Origin of the sequence: Actinomadura sp. SCN-SB (genome assembly GCF_043906805.1) — a bacterium.
In the GTDB taxonomy this organism is placed as follows: Bacteria; Actinomycetota; Actinomycetes; order Streptosporangiales; family Streptosporangiaceae; genus Spirillospora.
Map to the genome: position 1 here is coordinate 89136 of NZ_JBIMPP010000008.1, position 23783 is coordinate 112918.

The following is a 23783-nucleotide window of genomic DNA, read 5'->3' on the forward strand; positions in this document are numbered from 1 at the left end:
GCTGTGCATGTTATCCGCCCGTGGAGCGGACGGCGGCCCACGCATCCGCGATGATCTCGGGCAGCGCGGACCGGGCGGGCCGCCAGCCCAGGTCCCGCCGGATCGCGCGGGCGTCGCAGACCAGCAGCGGCGGCTCGGGCTGCGGCGGCCTGCGGACGGTCGGGACGGGACGCCCGGTGACGTCCTCCACCGCCTTGATCACCTCGCGGACGGAGGCGCCCGCGCCGCCGCCGGCGTTGTAGACCCGCCCCTCGCCGGGCGGCGGGCAGCCTTCGAGCGCCCGGACGTGGGCGGCGGCGAGATCGTCCACGTGCAGGTACTCGCGGACCGCGCCCCCGTCGCCGTTGATCTGAAGTTCGGCGGCCCTCCCCGCGGCCACCGCCAGCGCCTTGGGGATCAGCCTGGTCTCGTCGGGGTCGGGCCTGCCGCCCACCGAGCCGGCGACGTTGAAGGTGCGCAGCACGACCGCCCCGGCCGCGCCGGTGCGGGCGTGGAACAGCACGGCCTGCTCGGCGGCCAGCTTGGACGCCCCGTACGGGCTGGTCGGCGCGGGGGCCTGCTCCTCGGGGATCGGCTGCCGATCGGGGGCGCCGTACACCGCGGCGGTCGACCCGTACACGACGCGGGTGACGGTGCGGGGCAGCGCCTCCAGCAGGTTGACGGTGCCCTGGACGTTGGCGGTGAAGAAGCGCAGCGGCTCGGCGAACGACTCGCGCACCCGGGTCAGCGCGGCGAGGTGGCACACCGCGTCGTACGGCTCGTCCAGCACGGCGCCGAGCCCGGCGGGGTCGAGCAGGTCGCCGACGACCGGGCGGACGCCGGGCGGCAGGTCCCGGCCGGGCCGCCGCACCAGGCCCCCGACCTCGTGCCCGGCGGCGACGAGGCGCCGTCCCACCGCGTATCCGACATAGCCCGCCGCGCCCGTCACCAGCACCCGCATGCCGCGCCTCCCAAGGCTCAGGTGGTGGAGCGTACCCCTCGGTGGGCCGTGGCGGGCCGGGTGGCCGCGGCGTCCTCGGCCTGGTCCGCCTTCTCGTCCGGCTCGGGCTCGTACCTGGGGAACACGGCCAGCGCGATCAGCGCCAGGGCGAGCCCCGTGGCCCGCAGCGAGAACGGCCCGAAGTCCCGCGGCCAGTGCTCGCCGAACATCACGTAGCCGCCGAGCACCTGGGAGGCGCGGCCGATCACGGTGAGCACGGACGCGACGATCGCGACCCGGCACCGCTGGAGCGCGATCTGCAACTGGATCAGCGCGAGCCCGGAGATGCCCAGGGTGAGGTACGGGTAGGGGGAGAGCATCACGGTGCTCACGCTGCCGGTGTTCTCGTACACGATCGCCATGCCGCGGATGGCGGCCTCGCCGAGCCCTGCGCAGGCGCCGATGCCGATCCCGTACGCGACCCCGGCCAGCTTGCGGGCGTGCCTGCCGCCGCCGCGCCGGTCGCCGACCAGCCAGACCATCGCGGCGACGAGCAGGGCGGGCGCGACCACCGCGAGCAGGTGCCAGGGGCGCTCGGGGCGCAGCAGCGAGGTCTCGGCCGTGAGCGGTTCGTCCGAGCCCGCCCCGGCCGACAGCCCGATCAGCACGGTGGCCAGCACGAACAGCGCCACGCTCAGCCACTCGCGGGCGCTCAGCCGCTCGCCGAGGAACCACACGGCGTACACGACCAGGAAGACCAGGCTGATCGCGAAGATCGGCTGCGCCACCGCCAGCGGCATCTCGGTGAACGCGACCACCTGGTAGGCCAGCCCGAGGAACAGGATGAGACCGCCGCCGAACCAGACCGGGTCGGTCACCATGTGCCATGCCGCGTGGAAGGGCCGGCTGCCGCGCAGCGGCGGCATCCGCGACGCGGCCAGCCGGAACATCAGGAAGGCCGCGTAGTAAGCGCTTGTTGACAGCAGAGCCAGGGCGGCGTAGCCGAGAGCGTGGCCCATCGCGGGGGAAGCCTTTCAGCGGGACGGCACGGGGTCGTGGGCCGGCGCGCCCCCACGCCGACGGTCAGACACCATGCCCTGTCACCCGCCCCGTGACAACCCCGTGACAACCCCGTGGCACCCGGCGGGCCGGGCGGCGGACGGGTCAGTCGTAGCTCCGCCCGGTACGGGAGCCGATCCGTTCGGTGACCCGGGCCGGGACCAGCCGGGACAGGCCCGCGAGCGCCTTGTACTGCGCGCCCGGGATGCTCACCGGGACACCGCGCCGCAGGTCGCGCAGCGCCGTCGCGGCCACCTCGTCCGCGTCCAGCCACAGGAAGTCGGGGATGCCGGAGGTGTCCATCCCGGCCCGCTCGTGGAACTCGGTGCGCACGAACCCCGGGGCCAGCGCCATCACCCGCACCCTGTCCGCGCCGGGCCGCCGGGCCAGGTCGTGCTGCACGCCCTGGCTGAACTTGATCACCCATGCCTTGCCGGCGCCGTAGGTGCCGCGCACGGCGTACGCCGACATCGACGAGACGTTGATGACGCCGCCCCTGCCGCGCTCCAGCATCCCCGGCAGGACGGCGTGGGTCAGCCTCAGCACCGCCTCGCAGTGCACCCTCAGCAGGGCCAGCTCGTCGGCCAGCGGGACGTCGAGCCACAGCCCCTTGTTGCCGAAGCCGGCGTTGTTGACCAGCAGGTCCAGGCCCGCGCGGCAGCGGTCCTCGGCGGCGGCCAGCCCCTCGTCGGTGGCCAGGTCGGCGACCAGGACCTCGGTGCGCACCGCGTACGTCTCGTGCAGCTCGCGCGCGGTGTTCTCCAGGCGCACCTTGTCGCGGGCGAGCAGGACCAGGTCGAACCCGTCGGAGGCGAGCCTGCGGGCGAACGCGGCACCGATCCCCGCGGTGGCTCCGGTGATGAGAGCGGTCGGCATGGGACCGAGCCTAGGGCCCTCGCCTACCCGGTGGTAGTACGACGCACCACGAAGTGGCGCGGGTCGGGACGGCGGGTGGCGCGGCGGTAGGTGAAGGTGAACCCCGGCCAGTTGTTCACCACCGTGCCGTCCTTGGTCATGTACCAGCTCTCGCACCCGGACGTCCACACCGTGGCGCGCATCCGCTCGCGCATCTCCCGGCCGAACGCGTCCTGCACGTCGGGACGCACGTCGATCCAGTCGAGCCCGGCGTCGCGCAGCGCCCGCACGCACCCGACCACGTACCGGAACTGCGACTCCAGCATGTAGATGATCGAGTTGTGGCCGAGGTTGGTGTACGGCCCGTACAGCAGGAACAGGTTGGGGAAGCCGCTGACCACGATGCCCAGGTGCGCCAGCGCGCCGCCCCGCCACTCCTCGTTCAGCTCGCGCCCGTCCCGCCCGACGATCTTCATAGGGGCCAGGAAGTCGCCGGTGGCGAACCCGGTCGCGTACACGACCACGTCCTGCGGGCGCTCCCGGCCGTCGCGGGTGCGGATGCCCTCCGGGGTGACACGCTCGATCGGCTCGGTGACCAGCTCCACGTCGTCCCTGGTCAGAGCCGGGTAGTAATCGCTGGACAGCAGGATCCGCTTGCACCCCATCGGGTAGTCGGGCCGCAGCGCCGCGCGCAGCCGCGGGTCGGCGATCTGCTCGTCGAGGTTGGCGCGGAACCGGCGCTCCATGAGCTTCATGAGCCTGGGGTACTTGATGAAGCCCAGCGCCCGCGACTCGAAGCCGGCGTAGATGCGGGCGCGGTTCAGCTCGTACAACCCGGGCACCGCCTTGAGCAGCGCCTTCTCCCAGCCCTTGTACGGCCGGTCGGGCTTCTCGATCACGTACGGGGCCGACCGCTGGAACACCGTGAGCCGCTCGGCGCGCCCGGCGAGCTCCGGGACGATCTGGATGGCGCTGGCGCCGGTGCCGATCACCGCGACGCGCTTGCCGGTCAGGTCGGTGTCATGGTCCCAGCGGGCGGAGTGGAACGCCGTCCCCTCGAACGTGTCGCGGCCCGGGATCGACGGCAGGGCGGGCCGGTTCAGCTGCCCGCAGGCCGACACCAGGACGCGGGCGGTCAGCGTGTCGCCGCCGCTGGTGGAGATCCGCCACAGCGCCGCGTCCTCGTCGAAGCGGGCCTCGGTCACCTCCGTGCCGAACCGCACCTTGGGCAGCACACCGTGCTTGCGCGCGCAGGCCCACAGGTAGTCGAGGATCTCCTCCTGCGGAGGGAACCGCCGGGTCCAGTCGGTCTTGGGCTCGAACGAGAACGAGTACAGGTGCGACGGGATGTCGCAGGCCGACCCGGGGTAGGTGTTGTCGCGCCAGGTACCGCCCAGCCCGTCGGCCTTCTCCAGCACGGCCACGTCCTGGAACCCGGCCCGGCCGAGCTGGATCGCCATACCGATGCCGCCGAAGCCGGAGCCGATGATCACTGCGTCGTGCGCGGAGTCCATGAGCCGTCCCGAACATCGTTCTCTCGTGGTCCCTCCCGAGGGTAAGTGGACACTTCGCCCCTGAACACCCCTCGGCTCCGAGGCGGACGCCCTTGACCACCTCGGGGGACCGCACCACCGTGTACGTGCGCGGCCCCGTCAGCGGGCGCGGCCCGGCCAGCACCGCCACCCGGCGGTCGATGACGATCGTCTCCTGCGGGAGGCGGGTGGTGCAGATGCGCACCGACGCGCCTCGCTCGACCAGCTCCATCAGGTGCCGCTCGGACTCCTCGTCGGCCAGCACGCCCACCTGGGCGTCAGCCATGTCACCACCGCCCGGCTCGCCGAGGCGCGCCGGATCGCGCCCGTCGCGGCCGTGCGGAACTGGTTCGACGTCACCAAGCCCGCGGACACGGCGATGCTGGAGGTGTGCGAGCGGGACGGGATCGCCTACGCCCCGTTCTTCCCACTCGGCGGGTTCGGGATCCCGGACGGCCCGGAACTGAAGGAGATCGCCCACCGGCACGGCGCCACCGTGCCGCAGGTGCTGCTGGCCGGGCTGCTGGCCCTGTCCTCCCCGACGCCGCCATCCCGGGAACCTCGTCGGTGGCGCACCTGGAGGAGAACGTCGCCGCCGCCCGCCTCCGGCTCACGCCCGAGGATCTGGCCGGGCTGCGCGCCTCCTCCTGAGGGCTTGGCGCCCCTCAGGCCAGGACGACCAGGGCGGCGCGCAGGTCCGGGTCCAGCGTGTGGTTGGGCGCGAGCCTGCCGGTCGTGGCGTCCACGAAGTCCGCCGAGGACAGCTCGGCGGACCGGCCGTCCAGCTCCACCCGGAAGCCGCCCGCGATCTCCTCGGCCCGGACGGGCGCGCCCTGCTCGTCCAGGGCGAAGAGGCCCACTCTGGACCGCCACGCCGTGCGTCCCGGTTCCTCCCCGGGCCGGACCGGGACGTTCACGTCGTCGGCGTGCGTGGCGTACTCCGAGCAGTAGTGGAAGGTCTGGAGGCCGACCGGGTACGGCCCGGCCAGCGTGGGGAGGGTGGCGCCGGCGCCGAGCGCGCGCATCCGGCGGCGGGTCTCGCCGCTCTTGCGGCGCCATTCCTCCAGCACCGTCTCGACGGGAAGGCCGCGCCGCTCCCGGACGCACCACTCGTTGAACGCGTCCACCCCGCCGATCCCCTGCTCCGCGAGCAGAGCGGCCAGGCCGTCCAGATCGTCGTTCAGGCAGGCGTGGTTGTACAGCTCCTGCCCGGCGAGATGCGCCAGCACGTCCCGTACCGACCAGCCTCCGGCGCGCGACGGATGATCCCAGTCGGGCCCGGTGAGCCCGTCGAAGTACGCGTCGAGCCGCGCGGCCTCCGCGTCGAGGATGGCGAAGGGGTCCAGGCCCCGGAGGATGTCGGCGTCCATGCGGGTAGCACTGCCCGGTTCCGGCCGCCGCGGAACCCGGCCGCGTGTCAACCGGCGGAGCGGCTCGGGCGTGACCTCTGTGGCGCGGCGCCGTGGCGTTCCGTGGCCACCAGCACCCCCGGCCGCCACGGCGCCGCGACCTCGTCGCTCAGGTGTCGTGGAACGAGCCGGGGACGATCACGCGCAGGGCGTTGCCGAGCAGCCGCACCGACACCGGTGTGCGGCCCTTGACCTCCCCGTCCACGTCCACGTTCAGCGGCGGGTCGGTGGCGATGTGGACGTGGTCGGTGGTGAGGAAGGCGTCCTCGTTCAGCGAGCGCCACTGGCCGGTCAGCACGTGCCGGGCGGTCGCCGAGGCCAGCCGCAGCCGGTGCTCGTCGCCCAGCCGGTAGACCGCCAGCAGCCGGTCGTCGGGGCTGGCGTCGCGGGCGATGCGCTGGCCGCTGTGGTGCGCGCCGTTGGCCACGTTGAGCTGGTGGGTGGCCATCTCGTGGGTCTCGCCGTCGATGGTGATCGTGGCCCGGAACGCCTCGTGCCTGGGCAGCAGCCGGGCCGCCGTCACCGCGTACGCGCCGCGGCCGATGAACCGTTTCAGGTCGTGCGGCACCTGCTCGGCGACGTGGACCGAGAGCCCGATGCTGACCATGTTGGCGAAGATGTGGCCGCCGTCATGGTGGGCGGCGCCGCCGGGGCTGGGCGGCTCCGCCTCGACATGGCCGACGTCCACGTCGGCCACCTTGCCGTCCCGCAGGACGCCGACCGCGCCCTTCAGGTCGACCGGCAGCTCCAGGCTGCGCGCGAAGTTGTTGGTGGTGCCCAGCGGCAGGATGCCCAGCGCGATGTCGCGGTGGGCCAGGTGGCCGACCGCCTCGGCGACCGTCCCGTCACCGCCGCCCACCACGACCAGGTCGGGGTCGAGCGCCAGCACGTCCTTGAACAGGTCGTTCAGCCGGTCCGGCTCGGTGACGGGGAAGACCTGCGCGAACTCCAGCCCCGCCTCCTCCAGCCGGCGGCGGGCCGTGCTGTACAGGCGGCGCCCGCGCCGGGACCGGGCGTTGATCACCAGAACCGCGCGTCCCGTCCCCCGGATCGCCGACTGCAGCTCGCGTTTAGTGCGCACTCGACCGGTCGCCTCCCCTCCACCCGCCGGGGCACACACTACCCAGGCACCCCTGCTCTTCCCGGACAGGTATTTTATATTCCGTTACCCTGAGTTGAACCGGCGGCGGAGTTGGGGACATTCCTTGTAATGGCGTTTACGGGAATGCCGAGGCGAGAACATGTGGCGGCGCGGGCTGTTCGGAGCGGGAATTGTTACGGGAATGGTGGGGCTTTTGGCCTCCATCGCCCCGGACGACCCCGCCACACCGGCGGCGCCGTGCTCGGACGACGGCGCCGTCGTGGTCGGCGAGCGCGGGGTGGGCCCGCGGCTGCTGGACCTCACCGTCCGCTCGCCCGCGCTGGCCGGGGCGGCCCGCGTGCGGTTGCTGCTCCCGGCGGGCTGGTCGCGGGACGGGGTGCTGAACGGGCGCACCTGGCCGGTGCTGTGGCTGCTGCACGGCAGCGGCGGGCGCGGCGACCACACGTCCTGGACGGCCAACACCGCGCTGGAACGGATCGCCGGGGGTGAGGGCGTCCTGGTCGTCATGCCGGACGGCGGGCGCTGCGGGAACTGCTCCGACTGGTGGAACCACGGGGCCGGTGGTCCGCCCCGATGGGAGACGTTCCACCTGACCGAACTGCGGCAGATCCTGGAACGCGGATACGGCGCCGGGACGCGGCGCGCCATCGCCGGCGCCGGAATGGGCGGCACCGGCGCGCTCGCCTACGCGGCGCGGCATCGCGGCCTTTTCCGGGCCGCCGCGTCGTTCAGCGGGGCCCTCAACACCCTGGACCGCGACGACACCGGGCTGGACGTGCCCGACCTGATCGAGCTGGGCGTGGCGACCGGCGGGTCGCGCTCCGCCGACTGGACCGACCTGTGGGGCGACCCGGACGAGCAGCGCCCGGTCTGGCGCCGGCACAACCCGTTCGACCTGGCCGATCGCCTCGCCGGCGTGCGCCTGTACCTCAGCTCGGGCGACGGCGCGCCCGGCCCGTACGACCGGTGGCGTCCCGGGGATCCCGCCGCCGCGCGGGGCCGGGACGTGCTGGAAAGGGTCGCCCACCGGTCCGGCACCGCGTTCGCGGCCAAGCTGAGGAGGCTGGGCATCCCGGCGTCCACGCACTTCTACCAGGGCACCCACCGCTGGCCCTACTGGGGACGCGAGCTGGACTGCGCGCTGCCCGTCCTGCTGTCCGAGATCACCTGATCCGGTCGGTAGGGTCCGATGCGTGACTGAATCCCGTTCTGGTGCGGGCGGGCCGCGCGGCGACGCCGAGGTGCCCGCCTTCTGGAAGGCGCTGGGCCTGCCCGGCCTCATCGACGTGCACGTCCACTTCATGCCGCCGCGGCTCATGGCCCGGGTGTGGGAGTACTTCGACCGGGCCGGGCCGCTGCTGGGCCGCGAGTGGCCGATCCGCTACAGGTTTCCCGAGGAGGAGCGGATCGCGTACCTGCGCACCCTCGGCGTGCGGGCGTTCACCTCGCTGGCCTACCCGCACAAGCCCGGCATGGCCGCGTCCCTGAACGAGTGGACGGCGGCGTTCGCGGAGCGCGTCCCCGAGTGCCTGCCCACGGCGACGCTCTACCCGGAGCCCGGCGTCGCCGAGTACGTGCGCCGCGCCGTCGAGGGCGGGACGAAAGTCTTCAAGGTGCACCTGCAGGTGGGCGGGTTCGACCCGCGAGCCCCCGAGCTCGACCCGGTGTGGGGCCTGCTGTCGGACGCCGCGATCCCGGTGATCGTCCACGCGGGGTCGGGACCGGTCGCCAACGGCTACACCGGGCCGGAGCCGTTCGGAGGCGTCCTGGCACGGCATCCACGGCTCACGGCGATCATCGCGCATCTGGGCGCACCCGAGTTCGAGGGGTTCTTCGAGCTGGCCGACCGGTACGAGCGCGTCCACCTCGACACGACGATGGCGTTCACCGACTTCTTCTCCGCCCTCGGCTCGTTCCCGGAGGCGCTGCGGCCCCGGCTGCGCGACCTCGGCCTGAACGGGCGGATCCTGCTGGGCACCGACTTCCCCAACATCTCCTACGAGTACGCCCACCAGCTTGACGCCCTGGCCCGCCTCGACCTGGGCGACGACTGGCTGCGCGCCGTCTGCTGGGACGCCCCGGCTCAGCTCCTCGACCTCTCACCGCCGGGGTGACGGGCGGGCTTCAGGCGGGCGAGCCTCAATGGTCACAGCGGTCGTCGCCGTTGTGGTCGTGCGGCTCCTCCTGGGCGGAGACATGGCGGGGCCCATGCGGGTCCTCGCAGTGGAAGTCGTCGTCGATGTGGTCCACCTCAAGGGTGGTGTGCGTGATCCCGTAGGACGAACGCAGCAACTGCTGCAAATCGCGCCGCACCGTGTGGCAGTCGCCCCTCGGCTCCACCAGGACATGCGCCGACAGCGCCGGGTAGCCGGAGCTGACCTCCCACACGTGCAGGTCGTGGACCTCCTCCACGCAGGGGTGCCGCGCCAGCCGGTCGCCCAGCTCCCGGGGGTCGAGCCCGGCGGGGGCGGCCTCCATGAGCACCCGGCCCGCGTCCCGCAGCAGCTCGTACCCGGCCTTGAGCATCAGCGCCGCCACCAGCAGCGACGCGATCGCGTCGGCACGGGTGAAGCCGATCGTCCAGATCACCAGCCCGGCGATCGCGGTGGAGATGAACGCGTACAGGTCGTTGAGGATGTGCTGGAACGCTCCCTCGATGTTCAGGCTGCGCCGGTCGGCCCGCCCGATCAGCAGCGTCGCGGCCACGTTCACGACGATCCCGGCCAGCGACGTCCAGAACACCAGCGGCCCCGCCACGTCCGGCGGGTGCAGCAGCCGCTCGATCCCCTCGTACACGAAGAACAGCGCGAGCAGGATCAGCGTCAGCCCGTTGAGCTGCGCCGACAGGATCTCGGTACGGCGCAGGCCGAAGGTGAAGCCGGCGCGCGGCGGGCGCGCCGCGATCCGCATCGCGATCAGCGCCAGCGTGATCGCGAACGCGTCGGTCATCATGTGCGCCGCGTCCGTGATCAGCGCCAGCGACCGCGCCATCAGGCCGATGACCACCTCGCCGGCCATGTACGCCAGGATCAGCGCCAGCGCCGCCGCCAGGTACCGGCGGTCCGCGCCGGGCGAGACCGCCTGCCCGTGACCATGGCCGTGCCCGTACGCGTGCCCGCCCAGGCGCTCCTCCGGGTGGGCGTCGGGCCCCGTCATCCGCCGGCCTCCCGGTGGCCGGTGTGGGCCAGCGCCATGTCCAGCAGCATCCGGACGTGCGAGTCGTCCAGCCGGTAGTACGCGCGGCGGCCCGCGCGCCGCACCCGGACCACCCGGTGGGCGCGCAGCAGGCGCAGCGCGTGGGACACCGCCGACTCGCTGTGCCCGCACGCCGCCGCGATGTCGCAGACGCACATCTCGCCGCCCTCCAGCAGCGCGGTGATCACGCGCAGCCGTCCGGGGTCCGACAGCAGGCCGAACACCTGGGACAGCTCGTCGATCTCCGTGGCGCCCGGCATGGCGGCGGCCACCACGGCCACCTTCGCGGGGTCCACCACGCGGACCGCGCAGGCGTCCGGGGCGACCGCGACATCTGAAGGACTGCTCATATGAGCAAGCTTAGTGCACGCCCCTTCGCCCCGCCGGGGGCGAACCCGCCGGTCAGACGGTTCCCCTCCGCCGCGCCATGACCGCGGGCTCGACCGACGGCGGTGGCGCGCCCGCGCTCGTCTCCTCGATCGGCGGCTCGCCGGACGAGTCCGGCCCGGACCCGGCTCCGGTGTCCTCACCGGGCACCTCCTGGCCCGGTACGTCGCCACCCGGCGACGGCCCGTCGGACGGATCCGGGGTGCCGGGCTCGTCCGAGGGCGAGTCCGGAGGCAGCGAGTCCTGCGGCGACACGCTGGGGTCCATGGTGCCCGAGCCGTCCGGGCTGGGCGCCGCCAGCTCCTCCGGCGGCACCTCCATCGGCGGGCCGTCCAGCCCGCCGGTCGTCGCCGCCGGGCGCTGGAACCCCATCGTCGCCTCCGGGTCCACGAGCACGAACCGGGTCACCGGCCGCCGCGGCCGGATCTTCGTCACCTTCCGCTTGGTGAATCCCGGCCACGAGGCCCCGGTGTAGTCGGCGTTCCCCGAGGAGATCGTCGAATCCGGAGGGGTCAGCGGATTGCCGCAATTGCACTTCACCACGGGCGTGCCGTATTCGTTCACCAGAACGCCCATTCCGGCCTGGAGCACGGCCGGCATACGGGTCGCCTTGCCGTTCTTGAAGCCGTGATTGGTCACCAGCGTGTCGACCCGCAGCAGCACCGGCGTCAGCCGGGAGACGAACCGCGGGACGTCCGCCGGACGGATCTTGTGCACGCTCGCCCACGCGGCCGCCTTGTCCGGGTTGGCCTGCAGGAACGCCACCAGCTTAGCGGGGTCGCACGACGCCGCCCTGCGGGTGCCCCCGTACAGTCCCGGCGCGTCGCCGTCCTCCGTGCCGCCGCCGCGCGGGCTCGGCTTGATCTTCTGCTGGTCGGTGCCCGACATCAGCACATACGGGTCGGGACCCGCCGATCCCACGGTGAGCCGGGTGATGGTCGCTCCCGCGTCGCCGCAGCCGCCCACGACGGCGCCCGCCAACAGCACCACGGGAAGAACCCCCCGCACCTGAATTCGGAATTTGATCTCCGGCATCCCCATCTCCCGCCCGTGCCCGGCCGTACCTATACTCTTTGATGCCGGAGCGGGGTGATTTGTGCCGGGCAGAATCGACGAATTTCGTGACCGGGGGTGGGCGGGCAGTGACGGTTCCGCTGAGTTCGGCAGATCCGGTACGCCTCGGCGACTACGAATTGCTCGGCCGCCTCGGTTCCGGCGGCCAGGGAGTGGTCTATCTCGCCCGGCCGGTGACCGTTCCCGGCCGGACCGCACCGGCCGTTTCCGGCCAGGTCGCGATCAAACTCCTGCACGCGCAGATGCTGGAAAGCCCGAACGCGCGGGCCCGGTTCGTCCGCGAGCTGTCGCTGCTCCAGCGGGTCGCGGGCTTCTGCACCGCCCAGGTGATCGACGCCGATCTGGCCGGTGACCAGCCCTACATCGTCAGCGAGTACGTGCCGGGGCCGTCGCTGCGCCGGCTCGTCCAGGAACAGGGGCCGCGCGCGGGCGCCGACCTGGACCGGCTGGCGATCAGCTCGATCACCGCGCTCACCGCCATCCACCGCGCCGGCATCGTGCACCGCGACTTCAAGCCGCAGAACGTCCTGATGGGAGCGGACGGCCCCCGCGTCATCGACTTCGGGATCGCCCGCGCCCTGGACCCGTCCGCCACGGTCACCAGCCAGATCGTCGGCACGCCCGCGTACATGGCGCCCGAGCAGTTCACCGGCACCGGGATCGGACCGGCCGCCGACCTGTTCGCCTGGGCCGCCACCATGCTCTTCGCCGCGACCGGCCGGGACCCGTTCGCCGCCGGCTCCGTCCCGGCCACCATGTACCAGATCATGCATCACGAGCCGGATCTGTCCGTGCTCCCCGAGCAGATCGCGGCCGTCGCCGCCGAGGCCCTCAGGAAGGACGCCGCGTCCCGCCCGTCCGCCGAAGAGGCCCTCATGCGGCTCCTCGGCGACCGCACCACGCCCAACCGCCCGCCGCCGACCCGGGTCGTCCCGCCCCGCCGGCCGTCCACGGGGGCCGGCGGGGGAGGACAGGACGCCACCGCGGGCGCCCCCACCGCCTGGGAGCCGGGGACGCCGCCCACCGGCCGCCCCGACCCCGGCACGGTCGTGGCGGAGACCGAGGCCGCCCCCCGGCCTCAAGACGCGGGCCAGGCCCGGCCGCCGGTCGGCGTTTCCCCGACCTGGCAACCGGGAGCGCCCCCCACCGGTGCGGCGCCGAGCGTCCCCCCTACCGGCGCGGCGCCGGGCGGGCCGCAGCCCGCCGGCTGGAACGTCACCCCCGGCCAAGCCGGTACCGGCGCCGGACGCGCGCCCCGCGAGCTGAAGCGCGGCGTCGCGGCGGTCACGGGACTCGTCCTCGCCGCGCTCCTGGCGGCGCTGGACGTGCTCTCCATGGCGATCCTCGTGGCCAGGCCGGACCTCACCTCGGGTCCCGGCGGGCGCTGGCTGCTGGTGGTGGCCGCCTCCTTCGTCTTTCTGGCGGTCGTGACGCTGGTCGGCGTGGTGCTGGCCCTGCGGGGCGGCAGGGCCGCCGCGTGGACGGTCCTGACCGCCCGGGTGGTGCGCGTCCCGCTGTGGGCGCTGTGGACCCAGATCCCGGACGTGGACTGGAGCGTCGCCTCCATCGCCGGCTACGCCGCCGTCACCGCGCTGATGGTCGCCCTGCTGGCCGTCGGCCTGCGATCCCGCTGACCCCCGAGCCTCGTCAGAGGTTGCGTTCGGACCATTCCTTCAGGTCACGGCGGGCCACGGCGGCGGCCATCAGGTCGGGGAAGGCGTCCGGGGTGCAGGCGAAGGCCGGGACGCCCAGCGCGGCGGCGTTGTCGTGGTCATAGGCCGGGGCGCCCTCGTCCGACAGCGCCAGCAGCACGATCACCTGAACCCCGGCGGCGGTCAGGGCCGCGACGCGCTGGAGCAGCTCGGCGCGGACACCGCCCTCGTACAGGTCGCTGATCAGCACGAGGATGGTGTCGTTGGGCCGGGTGACCAGGCCCTGGCAGTAGGCGATGGCGCGGTTGATGTCCGTGCCGCCGCCGAGCTGCGTGCCGAACAGCAGCTCGACCGGATCGTGCACCTGGTCGGTGAGGTCGACCACCGACGTATCGAACACCACCAGGGACGTGCGCAACGACCGCATCGAGGCCAGCACCGCGCCGAACACGCTCGCGTACACCACCGAGGCGGCCATCGACCCGCTCTGGTCGATGGCCAGCACCACGTCGCGCTTCACGGCCTGCTGCCTGCGCCCGTACCCGATCATGCGTTCGGGGACGAGGGTGCGGTGCTCGGGCAGGTAGTGGCGCAGGTTGGCGCGGATCGTCCGGTTCCAGTCGACGTCGGGCAGGCGGCGGGGACGCTGGACGCGGGCGGAGCGGTCGAGGGCACCGCCGACCGCGGAACGGGTCCGCTGCGCGAGCCGCTTCTCCAGATCCGCCACCACCTTGCGCACCACCCCGCGCGCCGACTCGCGGGCGCGGTCGGGCATCACCCGGTTGAGGGAGAGCAGCGTCCCGACCAGGTGGACGTCGGGTTCGACGGCGTCGAGCATCTCCGGTTCGAGCAGGAGCCGGGTCAGGTTGAGCCGTTCGATCGCGTCCTTCTGCATCACCTGGACGACGGTGGACGGGAAGTAGTCGCGGATGTCGCCGAGCCAGCGCGCCACCCTCGGCGCGGAGTCGCCCAGCCCGCCGGCGCGCCCGCCGGACCCGGAACGGCCACCGGCGCCCGCCCCGTACAGCTTCTCCAAGGCGCCGTCCATGCGCGCCTCCTCGCCCGACAACCGGACGCCGGTGCCGTCGGCGCCGCCCTCGCCGCCGAGCACCAGCCGCCAGCGCTTGAGGCGTTCGTCGGGGGTGCCGGTCATGCCGCTCCTCGTGTCGTCGCTCATGCGGGTGCCTTCCAGCCGAGGATGTGGAGGGCGGTCGCGGCGGCGCGCTCGGCACGCGCGTGGTCGAGCTCGCCGTCCTCGGGCGCGCCGGCGGCGGCGCGGGGCGTGCCGAGCCGCCGGACGCGCTCGCCGATCGCGCGGCGCTCGGCGGCGGCGTACCCGCCGAAGGTCCGCCGCAGCAGCGGCAGCACGTCGGTGAACGAGTCGCCCGGCAGGCCCGCGATCCACTCGTCCACCAGGCGGAGCAGGTCGTCGTCGTGGACGAGGATCAGGCCGCCGCCCGACAGGAACCCCTCGACCCACGCCGCGGCGCGGTCGGGCGCGGCCCCCACCGACACCGAACGGGCCATCCGCGCCGCGATGTCGGGAAGCCGCCCCGCGTCCAGCAGGAGCCGGGTCAGCCGTCCTTCGAGAAGCCCGTGCAGGTCCTGCCGGTCCACCGCGCCCTCCAGGGTGCGCTGCCAGCGCTCGATGTGGCCGGGGTCGTCGAGCAGGGACAGCGCGCCGTTCACCGCGTCGACGTGCCCCAGCAGCTCGCGGGCCGCGTCGTCGTCCAAGCCGGACAGGGCGGGCGGCAGGCCCACGCACACGCGCACCACCAGCCCGTCCACCACGGTGCGCAGCGGGCCGGTGGCGGTGCCGCGCACGTCCCCGTACCGCAGCGCGCGAACGAGCGGGGGCAGCGCCGTCATCAGATGCTCGACGTCGGTGTCGAGCGCGGCCCTGTCGCCCAAGGCCCGCATGACGTCGGGCAGGGCGCCGCCCAGGTCGGCGAGCAGGCAGCGTTCGGCGACCGAGGTCAGGTCGGACAGCGCCTGGGCGTGCGCGGCCATCGCCTTCGCGCGGGCGGTGGCCGCGCCCTGGACGGTCGTGCCCCAGGCGCTCGCCTCGATCAGCTCCACATCGAACTCCGGCCGCCACATCAGCGTCCACGTCTCGCGGAACGTGCCCTTGGACCGCCCGAAGTCCTCCTGGGGGACGCCCCAGTCGACGTCCAGCAGCCGGAGCCGGTGCAGCAGGCGGCTGCGTTCCAGATCGGTGGGCTTGCGCAGGTCGAGGTCCAGTTCCTTGTTGAGCGCGGACGCCTTGAGACGGAGCCTGCCCTGCTCGGCCTTGAGGTCGCGCTGCAACGGCACCATCGGGGTCTCGTCCGGGACGGCCCCGAGCCGCTCGCCGACCACCAGCTTCCGCTGGATCAGCTCCACCGGCAGTTCGGCGCCCTCGCACAGCACCGCGCGGGTCGCCTCGGTGATCTCGTCCAGACCCGCGAGGGGACGGCCGCGCAGCGCCGCGAGCGCGTCCGCCAGCCGCACCGCCTCGATCACATGCGCCGAGGACACGTGCAGGTCCTCCTCCCGCAGGACCCGCGCCGCCTGGGTCAGCCACCGCTCGACGGGACGGTCGCCCGCCGTGAACAGATGGTGGTACCAGCCGGGCGACCGCACGCCCGCCCCGTACCCGGAGCGGTTCGCCAGGCGCCCATGTGTCCACGGCACCCAGGTCATCGCGACCTTCGCCTTCGGCAGGCCGCGCAGTGTCCGGTCGTCCCGCGTCGCCGGTACCTTCCGCAGCAGCGCCGGGACGTGCCAGGCCCCGCACACCACGGCGACCCGCTCGTACCCCTCCTTCAGGGTGCGGCGCAGCGTCCGCCGCATGTGCGCCTCGCGCTGCTCCTCCCGCCGCAGGTGACCGGCCAGGCTCTCCTCGGGCAGGGCGGCCAGCCGGTCCCGCAGCTCGGTCATCGCCTCCGCGATCGCCGGGAACGGCGACGGCCCGTCATGCCGATGCTCGACGACGTCGTCCCACCAGCGCTCGGCGTCGTCATAACCCGCCGCCTTCGCCAGCCACCCGAGGGGATCCAGCCGGATCGCCCGCACCTCCTCGTCCTCGGGCCCCTCCCGGTCCTCCTCCCGCCCCTCCTCGTCCTCTTCGGCGCGGGCAAGCTGGTGCGCGGCGGGCAGGTCGCAGAAACGCACCGGGACACCGGCCGACAGCGCGTGCTGGATGGCCTGCCACTCCGGGCTGAACTCGGCGAACGGCCAGAACGCGGCCTGACGCTCCCCAGGCCCGGAACCCTCGGCCGGCGCGGCCGCCGCGTCCTGCCGCCCAGGCGCGTAGGCGAGCAGCGCAACGGGCGGAACCATCCCCGCGTCACCCGCGAGGTGAACGATCGCATCCGCCTCCGGCGGCCCCTCGATCAGCACGGCGTCCGGCCGGAACTCCTCCAGAGCCCGCCGCACGGCCCGCGCCGACCCCGGCCCGTGATGCCGGATCCCATAAACCTCGACCCGGACCTTCTCACCACGATCGACCACGCTCACCTCCCTCCCAGGGAGGGCCGGGACGCTCTGTTGTCTCTGGGGGGACGACCCCCCAGACCCCCGCGTGGGGCCGGACCTCGTTGCGCCCGGTCATGACACTTCCCGGCAAGCACGGTAGAAGTCATGCCATTCGGGGCGTTCGCGGACGACCGTCTCCAGGTACTCCTGCCACACCACGCGGTCGGAGACGGGGTCCTGGACGACGGCGCCGACGATGCCGCCGGCCACGTCGGGGGCGCGCAGGACGCCGTCGCCGAAGTGGGCGGCCAGCGCCAGGCCGTTGGTGATGACGGAGATGGCCTCGGCGGTGCTGAGCGTTCCGCTGGGGGACTTGAGCTTGGTGCGGCCGTCGCCGGTGACGCCGGCGCGCAGCTCGCGGAAGACCGTGACGACGCGGCGGATCTCGTCCAGCCCGGCGGGGGTCTCGGGGAGCTCCAGCGCGGCGCCGATCTGCTCGACCCGGCGGGAGACGATCTCCACCTCGTCCTCCGCGGTCTCCGGCAGCGGCAGCACGACCGTGTTGAACCGCCGCCGCAGGGCGCTGGACAGCTCGTTGACGCCCCGGTCGCGGTCGTTGGCGGTGGCGATCACGGTGAAGCCCTTGGCCGCCTGGACCTCGGTGTTCAGCTCGGGGACGGGCAGCGTCTTCTCCGACAGGATGGTGATCAGCGTGTCCTGGACGTCGGAGGGCATCCGGGTCAGCTCCTCGATGCGGGCGACCGAGCCGCGCCGCATCGCCCGCATCATCGGGCTTTCCACCAGCGCCTTCTCCGACGGGCCCTCGGCGAGGAGGCGGGCGTAGTTCCACCCGTACCTGATGGCCTCCTCGGGGGTGCCCGCGGTGCCCTGCACCAGCAGGGTGGAGTCGCCGCTGACGGCCGCCGCCAGGTGCTCCGACACCCACGTCTTGGCGGTGCCGGGCACGCCGAGCAGCAGCAGCGCACGGTCGGTGGCGAGGGTGGCCACCGCGACCTCCATCAGGCGGCGCGCGCCCACGTACTTCGGGGTGATCGCGGAGCCGTCGGGCAGTTCCCCGCCCATCAGGTAGGTGGTGACGGCCCACGGCGACAGCCGCCAGCCGGGCGGGCGCGGCCGGTCGTCGTGCTCGGCCAGGCGGGCCAGCTCGTCGGCGTACTGCTGCTCGGCGTGCGGGCGCAGGACGCGGCCGGTGGCGGAGGACGGGTCGGACGTCACTGGGCAAGCTCCTTCAGCATGTCGTGGCGGAAGCTCAGGCTGTCGATCAGCCGGGCGAGGGCGGGGGACGCGGCGTCGTCTCCCTCGCGGGTGGTGAGCCGTACGAGCCGCGGCGCCGCGTCGGGGGTCAGCCGCTGCTCGGCCAGCTCGCACAGCTGGATCACCGCCCGGCCGTGCAGGTCGGTGGCGCGCTCGTGGGCGGCGCCGATCGTGGCGATGACCGCGTCGGCGAGCGGGCCCGTCCACGGCCCGGGGACGCGCCGCAGCACGCGCAGCGCGTCAGGACCGCTCTCGCCCCACCGGATCAGGTCGGCGGCCGCGACGCCGCGCTCCTCGCCGGGCAGGACGCCGAGCAGCCCGGCGAGGTCGTCGGGCTCATCGGCCAGGACGCCGCTGCGCAGCAGCGCCCTGGCCCACGCGGTGTCGTGCTGCCGTACGGCCGCGCGTGCCCACCCTGTGTGCAGGTCGCGGGCGGCGCGGGCGTCGGGCCCGCCGGACGTGGCGGCCCGCAGGGTGACGACGGCCGCGGGCTCGGCCTCGAACAGCTCCGTCCAGGTGGACAGGGGCGTGCGGGCGAGGATCTCGCGGAGCCAGGCCGACCGGGCGCCGACGGGCTGCCCGCCCGGTGCGCTCGGCGCGAACGACCCGGACGGGTGGAACGGGACGCCGTCCCTGGCCAGCTCGTCGTCATAGGCGTCCGGCGGCTCCACCGTGATCCAGGTCTCGGCGCGGCCTCCCGGGGGAGCGGAGCGGATCTCGGGCCGCACGCAGCGCAGCGCCCGCGCCGCCATCCTGCGGCCGTACGCCGAGCCGGGCAGCCGCGCCAGCAGGTCGGACGCGAGCTGCCTGACGTCCTTGCCGCGATCCTCCAGGGCGTGCTCCAGGAAGTCCTCGTCGCCCGGCGACAGGCCGTGCTCGAAGGTCGCGAGGTAGGCGGCGCGGTCGGGCGCCGACTCGCGGGACCAGGTGGCGGCCAGGGCCTCCCGCGCCGCCGCCGGGTCGGCGCCGCGCAACCGGACGAGGTAGGCGACCCGCTGCGGCCGGGTGCCGGTCTCCCACACCTCCGCGGTGTCGCCGCCCGGGTCGTCGCCCGAGCCGACGAGGTAGGCCCAGTCGGTGTTCTGCAGGGCGAGCCAGACGCCGCGCCGCCCGGCCGCGCGGGCGATGAACGGGCGCAGGTCACGGTTGCCGCGGCCCTTCTCCAGCAGGTCGGGCAGCATCCGGGCCGGGACGCGGTAGCCGCGGTCGGCCGCGGCGTCCAGCCATTCGGGCAGCACCCGGATCCGCTCGCCCTCCAGGATGCGGGCCAGGCGGCGGGCGGCGGCGGGCGGCACGGGCGCCGCGTGTTCCTGCGGGGCGGGCGCGATGGGCTCGCCCGCCGTGGCGGGCCGCATGCCCGCCCGCTTCCGGACGGTCAGGAGGGCCGCCTGGTCGAGCAGCCGCCCCGCCGGGTCCTCCCCCTGGCCCGGAGACTCGGGGAGGCCCTGCGACTCGGGAAGCGCGGGCACCGGCTTGCGCGCCGTCCCCAGCAGCGCCGCGCTCACGTGTTCGCTCCAGCTCACAGGATGCATACCCCTTCGTCCTCGCTCCAGAGCGCCAGGGGGCGCATGCCGCGTGGCGTCCACTCCCCGGCGACGGTCACCGGGCGCCCGCCCGACGCCGCCAGCAGCCGCCACGGGTCGGTGGGCAGCAGCGGCAGCGCGTCGCCTTCGGCGTCGACGACCTGAAGGTTCCAGGTGCCGTTGCGCTCGCCGGGCGGACGGGCGGGCCGCACGCCGCTCAGCACGGCGGGCCAGCGGTCCAGCCAGGGATCACGTTCCAGGGCCGCCGCGTACTCCTCCAGGAAGCCGGCGACCGGCGACCCGTCGGGCACCGCCGGGACCGCCGCGCCGTACCGCTCGGCGACGATCGCCCGCAGTGGCTGCGAGCCCGGGTAGAACGCCAGCTCGGCGTCCACCTCGGTGCCCACGACCAGCGAGGCGTCCAGCGGGCGCCCCGGGACCGCGAACGACAGGACCAGCGCGGGCCGCCCGCTGCGGCGCCCCCGCAGCCAGATCCGCCGGGTGGTGAGCTGGTCTTGGGCGATGTCGCGCGACCCCGTCACGCACCACAGGTCGCGGACGCGCTCGCCCTCCCGGACGACATCCTCCTGCTGGACGGTGAAGCCGACCCGCGACCGCACCGTCTCGCGCAGCCCCTCGGGCAGGCCGTCCCGCCGCCTGTACGCCCGCACCAGCAGCCTGAGCAGCGCGTACTCCTCCAGCAGCCGCCCCGGCCAGCCGGGCTTCCGCGGGACGGCGGCCAGCGCCCTGACCTGCCCGGCCAGCCCCGCCGCCTGCGCGTCCACCAGCCGCCGCGCGACGTCGTCCCACAGCCGGTAGGACGCCTGCTCGGCCTGCGCGAGCCCGTGCGTCACCTGGTCGCGCAGCCACTGGTCGAGCTCGGCGACGCCGCCGTCGACCCGCTGCTCGCGCCGCTCGAGGGTCTTGGGATCGCGGGCCTTGGCGGCCGCGCCCGCCCGGCGTTCCCGCGCCCGGTCGGCCCGAGCCCGGCGCTCCTCGATCCATTCGGCGGCCCAGGCGGGACGCGGCCCCGCGTCGACCGTGCCGTCGCTCCACAGCAACAGCAGGCCCAGGGCGTGCTTGCAGGGGAACTTGCGGCTGGGGCACGAGCAGCGGAACGCCGGCTCGGACAGGTCGACGCAGGCGCGGTACGGGTTCTTGCCGCTGCCACGGCACTCGCCCCACAGGGCGTCGTCGTCGCACCCGGTGCCGTCCCACTTGGCGGGCTTGGCGACACCTCCGGCGGCCTTGGCCGACGCCGCGTCCGGGGCCAGGCCGAGCACCTGCTCCCGATCCCATCGATCGTTCACACCGCCGAACCTAGCGACCCGGTCCGACATTCATCCCCACGCGACCCAACCTACCGGAAAGATCCCGACAAAAGCCCTGTGAGCTGGGCAAACGTCATCCGGGACGGGAGGGGTCAGCGGCCCCTGCCCTTGCCGCGGGTGGGGCGGGAGCGGTGGCGGGTCCGGCGCAGACGGGCCTGGCGCTTGCGGTGGTACTTGGCGCGGTCGAGCTTCTTCTGGGCCATGAGCCATCGTGGGCCCGTTCGGGCGAAAGGGGCAGATCCCTGTCCGGATCCGGCCTCAGCCGCGGCTGAGGCCCGGGGCGTCGGGCAGGTCGGGGAGGGAGACCGAGTCGGGGGCCAGCAGCAGCCCGCCGGTGAGCAGGGCGCCCACGGCGACCAGGCCGAACAGGCCCACCCACGCCAGGCCGGGCACCCCGGTGAGGTGCGCGAGCTGGTCGGCGTCGGAGCTGGGGGCCATGTGCCGGGAGCGCATCCGCTGGAGCTCCGCGACCGGCCTCGCGGCGGCGAACAGCAGGAAGAACGCGGCCAGGTAGGCGAAGCCCGCCTGGACGGTGGAGCCGCCCAGCCACGACACCCCGAGGATGATCGCGCCGGTGGCGACGATGGACAGCACCCCGTAGGCGTTGCGGATCATGACGAGCATCGCGCCCAGCAGCGCCAGCGAGAACCACAGCATGAGGGTGATCCGGCCGCCCTCCAGCAGGACGGCGAACAGCAGCCCCAGCAGCGGGGGCGTGAGGTAGCCCGCCATGGCGGTGAACACCATGCCGGGACCGTGCGGCTTGCCGCGCGAGACGGTGACGCCCGAGGTGTCGGAGTGCAGCTTGATGCCGTCCAGCTTGCGCCCGGTGACCAGGGCGATCAGCGCGTGCCCGCCCTCGTGCGCGATGGTGACGACGTTCCGGGCGACCCGCCAGGTCGGGCCGTGCAGCACCGCGGCCAGGGCGATCAGCGCCACCAGGACGACCAGCCACCAGGGCGGGTCCTGCTGGGTCCCCGTCAGCCGGTCCCACAAGTCGGCGATGCTCACCGTGTCCACGTCCACCTCGTCGTCGTTCTCGCGCGCCGGCCCATCGTCATCCCCGTGTGCCGCCTCAGGGTAAGACGTCCGGAATAAGGTACGCGTTCGGTTCGTCAGGAACCGGGCGCGACCAGGGCCTCCGAGGCGCCCGAAGCGCCTTCCTAACGCGGGGTCATGGGAACCGCCATGCATGGCAATCGTTCCGCCAACTCCCGTTAGGCGTGTGGCGGCGCTCCCTAATGTCTGGTCCGCATCAGCCGGGCGCAATCGGGGGAGCGAGACCATGCGGGACGGTGCGACGGGCAGGGGCACGAGGGTGGCCGGCGAGCGGCCCGGGGCCACGCGGCCGAAGGCGCCGGGCGCACGGAGAGCGCGGAACGCGGCGGACGCCGACGAGGCGTTCCGCGAGCTGGTCCGGCTGGCCTACTTCGTCCTGCCGGGCAGGGGCAAGCGACCGCACAGGATGGCCCTGGCCCGCCGGATCGTGGAGAGCACCGGTGGCGCGGGCGGCGGCCACGAACGGCGCCGGACCAGGGTGCTGCGCCGCGCCATGAAGCCGCACTGGGTGTGGCGGCTCGGCCTGCGCCGCTGGCTGCGCGCCACGCCGCCCCGGATGCCCGCCGGGGCCACCACCAACGCGCTGGCGGAGCTGGAGCCGCCCGTCCGTGTCGCCTACGCGCTCCTGAACGTGGCGAGGATGAGCCGGCACGAGGCGCGCGACCAGCTCCTCGACCTGCGCATTCCGGACCAGATGGACGTGATCGCGGAGGCCGAGCGGGCGAAGGTGCCCGTGATCAGGACCTGGCCGCACTCCGATCCGTTCGGGCCGGGACGGATCCAGCCGCTCGGCCACCGCTCCCCGATGCCGGTGGGCGTCGCGGTGGTGCTGACGGCGGTGCTGGCCGGAACGCTGCTGATGGTCGAGGACAAGGGACGGCTGCTGAGCGGCACCTCCAAGGCCGCCGCCGCCCACGGCCTCAGCCTGGTCTCCGCCGCGCCCGACACCTGGCGGACGGCCCCGCACAGCCTGGACGTGTGGCCCGCGCGCGGGGACCTGACCGGCGACGAGCGGTTCACCGGACGGGCACTGAACGCCTGGGCGGACGCCGCGAAGACGTCCGGCGCCGCGGCGAGGCCGAGCGAGGCGGGCAATCCCCAGCTCTTGTTCGCCGGGCATGTGGACGGCCGGAAGGTCGCGCTGGTGCGGCGCGGTGACCGGATCGGCCGCTTCGCCGACGGGGGCGGGCCGATGACCGTCTACAAGGCGAGCACGGATGCCGCCGCCCCGATCCGGTTGTCCCGTGGCCGCTACCTGGTCGCCCCTTGGCATCGGCCCGTGTCCCTCACCGGGAAGCGGGTGACGGTGAGGCAGGGCGTCACCGACCCGGTGTTCCCCCGCACGCGATGCGGGCGTGGCCCCGTCCTGCACCTCAGGGAGAAGGGCGGGACCAGGACGGTCGGGGAGTTCGGCGGCGCCCGCGGGGTGCCGCTCACGTACCGTCCGCCCACCGCCATGGCCGGCGGGCCAGGCAAGGCCGGCCGCCGCCACGGCAAGCGGCTCACGGGCAGGGCTCTGCGCGTGTGGGAGCGGACCGCGTGCCTGGCCCCGTCCCCGGGACGCTCCGGGCGTCCCTTGTCCGAGGCGACGGCGTGGGAGTTCTGGTCGGGATGGATCGGTGGCGGGCAGGCCCGGTGGGTCTGCACCGGCATGTCCTACACAGGTGGCGGATCGGCCGCGCGGGCGGTGCTCATCGACAGGCGCGGGGCGCGGGACACCGGCCGGTGCGACGCCCGGCGCCCGGTCGGCGGCTCCTGGTGGCGGTCGGCGCGCGGTGACTGGTACCACCTGGCCGCGGCGGCGCGCGGGCTCACACCACAGGTCAAGGGTCCGTTCAGGGCATGGCAGCGCCGGTCGCGGCTGCTGATCTCGATCCCCGCCGAGCCGAGACGCCGTCCCACCGGGCGCGTGAAGCTTACGGCCCGCCCGGACTCACCCTGAGATCAGCGTGCGC

The 23783-nt window shown here is 74.1% G+C and carries 19 protein-coding genes; 4 read left to right on the forward strand and 15 right to left on the reverse strand.

What is annotated here, in order from left to right:
- Window positions 1-10: 10 nt before the first annotated feature.
- The 6 genes from ACGWYJ_RS07550 to ACGWYJ_RS07575 form a co-directional block, all read right to left on the reverse strand.
- Complete coding sequence (locus ACGWYJ_RS07550) at window positions 11-940, reverse strand: NAD-dependent epimerase/dehydratase family protein (protein WP_395104938.1); 930 nt, start codon at window positions 938-940, stop codon at window positions 11-13.
- Between the two features lie 17 nt (window positions 941-957).
- Window positions 958-1938 carry a DMT family transporter gene (locus ACGWYJ_RS07555; protein WP_395104939.1) on the reverse strand — a complete coding sequence of 327 codons (981 nt, stop codon included), beginning with the start codon at window positions 1936-1938 and terminating at the stop codon, window positions 958-960.
- A 145-nt stretch (window positions 1939-2083) separates the two neighbouring features.
- Window positions 2084-2854, reverse strand: coding sequence for an SDR family NAD(P)-dependent oxidoreductase (locus ACGWYJ_RS07560; RefSeq protein WP_395104940.1), 771 nt, complete (start codon window positions 2852-2854; stop codon window positions 2084-2086).
- A 23-nt stretch (window positions 2855-2877) separates the two neighbouring features.
- Window positions 2878-4347 (reverse strand): flavin-containing monooxygenase, encoded by a 1470-nt coding sequence (locus tag ACGWYJ_RS07565; protein WP_395104941.1) that lies wholly within the window; start codon window positions 4345-4347, stop codon window positions 2878-2880.
- 683 nt (window positions 4348-5030) lie between these two features.
- Window positions 5031-5735 (reverse strand): maleylpyruvate isomerase family mycothiol-dependent enzyme, encoded by a 705-nt coding sequence (locus ACGWYJ_RS07570; protein ID WP_395104942.1) that lies wholly within the window; start codon window positions 5733-5735, stop codon window positions 5031-5033.
- A gap of 148 nt (window positions 5736-5883) precedes the next feature.
- Window positions 5884-6855 carry a diacylglycerol/lipid kinase family protein gene (locus tag ACGWYJ_RS07575; protein ID WP_395104943.1) on the reverse strand — a complete coding sequence of 324 codons (972 nt, stop codon included), beginning with the start codon at window positions 6853-6855 and terminating at the stop codon, window positions 5884-5886.
- Window positions 6856-7057: 202 nt separating this feature from the next.
- Between ACGWYJ_RS07575 and ACGWYJ_RS07580 the strand changes: the two genes are divergently transcribed.
- Both ACGWYJ_RS07580 and ACGWYJ_RS07585 read left to right on the forward strand, forming a co-directional pair.
- Window positions 7058-8047 carry an alpha/beta hydrolase gene (locus ACGWYJ_RS07580; RefSeq protein ID WP_395104944.1) on the forward strand — a complete coding sequence of 330 codons (990 nt, stop codon included), beginning with the start codon at window positions 7058-7060 and terminating at the stop codon, window positions 8045-8047.
- Window positions 8048-8069: 22 nt separating this feature from the next.
- Window positions 8070-8990, forward strand: coding sequence for an amidohydrolase family protein (locus ACGWYJ_RS07585; RefSeq protein ID WP_395104945.1), 921 nt, complete (start codon window positions 8070-8072; stop codon window positions 8988-8990).
- A gap of 25 nt (window positions 8991-9015) precedes the next feature.
- Here ACGWYJ_RS07585 and ACGWYJ_RS07590 read toward each other — a convergent pair whose 3' ends face one another.
- The 3 genes from ACGWYJ_RS07590 to ACGWYJ_RS07600 are packed head-to-tail and all read right to left on the reverse strand — an operon-like array spanning window position 9016 to window position 11448.
- Complete coding sequence (locus ACGWYJ_RS07590) at window positions 9016-10032, reverse strand: cation diffusion facilitator family transporter (protein ID WP_395104946.1); 1017 nt, start codon at window positions 10030-10032, stop codon at window positions 9016-9018.
- Window positions 10029-10421, reverse strand: coding sequence for an ArsR/SmtB family transcription factor (locus ACGWYJ_RS07595; RefSeq protein WP_395104947.1), 393 nt, complete (start codon window positions 10419-10421; stop codon window positions 10029-10031). The genes ACGWYJ_RS07590 and ACGWYJ_RS07595 overlap by 4 nt, the downstream gene beginning before the upstream one ends.
- A 52-nt stretch (window positions 10422-10473) precedes the next feature.
- Window positions 10474-11448 carry a DUF6777 domain-containing protein gene (locus ACGWYJ_RS07600; protein ID WP_395104948.1) on the reverse strand — a complete coding sequence of 325 codons (975 nt, stop codon included), beginning with the start codon at window positions 11446-11448 and terminating at the stop codon, window positions 10474-10476.
- Between the two features lie 152 nt (window positions 11449-11600).
- Between ACGWYJ_RS07600 and ACGWYJ_RS07605 the strand changes: the two genes are divergently transcribed.
- The gene (locus ACGWYJ_RS07605; protein WP_395104949.1) at window positions 11601-13166 is read left to right on the forward strand and encodes a protein kinase; all 1566 of its coding nucleotides are present in this window, start codon (window positions 11601-11603) and stop codon (window positions 13164-13166) included.
- Between the two features lie 13 nt (window positions 13167-13179).
- Here the strand turns inward: ACGWYJ_RS07605 and ACGWYJ_RS07610 are convergent, their stop codons facing one another.
- The 6 genes from ACGWYJ_RS07610 to ACGWYJ_RS07635 all read right to left on the reverse strand — a co-directional run bounded on the left by ACGWYJ_RS07610 (window position 13180) and on the right by ACGWYJ_RS07635 (window position 21789).
- Entirely contained in the window at window positions 13180-14361 is a 1182-nt protein-coding gene (locus ACGWYJ_RS07610) for a VWA domain-containing protein (protein WP_395104950.1), read from the reverse strand.
- A complete protein-coding gene (locus ACGWYJ_RS07615; protein ID WP_395104951.1) occupies window positions 14358-16676 on the reverse strand; it encodes a DUF5682 family protein in 2319 nt (772 codons plus the stop codon). The genes ACGWYJ_RS07610 and ACGWYJ_RS07615 overlap by 4 nt, the downstream gene beginning before the upstream one ends.
- Before the next feature lie 96 nt (window positions 16677-16772).
- Window positions 16773-17876, reverse strand: a complete 1104-nt coding sequence (locus ACGWYJ_RS07620) for an AAA family ATPase (protein WP_395104952.1) — start codon at window positions 17874-17876, stop codon at window positions 16773-16775.
- The gene (locus ACGWYJ_RS07625) at window positions 17873-19447 is read right to left on the reverse strand and encodes a DUF5691 domain-containing protein (protein WP_395104953.1); all 1575 of its coding nucleotides are present in this window, start codon (window positions 19445-19447) and stop codon (window positions 17873-17875) included. The genes ACGWYJ_RS07620 and ACGWYJ_RS07625 overlap by 4 nt, the downstream gene beginning before the upstream one ends.
- Window positions 19435-20748 (reverse strand): SWIM zinc finger family protein, encoded by a 1314-nt coding sequence (locus ACGWYJ_RS07630; protein ID WP_395104954.1) that lies wholly within the window; start codon window positions 20746-20748, stop codon window positions 19435-19437. Before ACGWYJ_RS07630 ends, ACGWYJ_RS07625 begins: the two co-directional genes overlap by 13 nt.
- Before the next feature lie 279 nt (window positions 20749-21027).
- Entirely contained in the window at window positions 21028-21789 is a 762-nt protein-coding gene (locus ACGWYJ_RS07635; protein WP_395104955.1) for a M50 family metallopeptidase, read from the reverse strand.
- 265 nt (window positions 21790-22054) lie between these two features.
- On the opposite strand from ACGWYJ_RS07635, the gene ACGWYJ_RS07640 reads away from it, so the two are divergent.
- The gene (locus ACGWYJ_RS07640; protein ID WP_395104956.1) at window positions 22055-23770 is read left to right on the forward strand and encodes a hypothetical protein; all 1716 of its coding nucleotides are present in this window, start codon (window positions 22055-22057) and stop codon (window positions 23768-23770) included.
- Window positions 23771-23783: the final 13 nt, after the last annotated feature.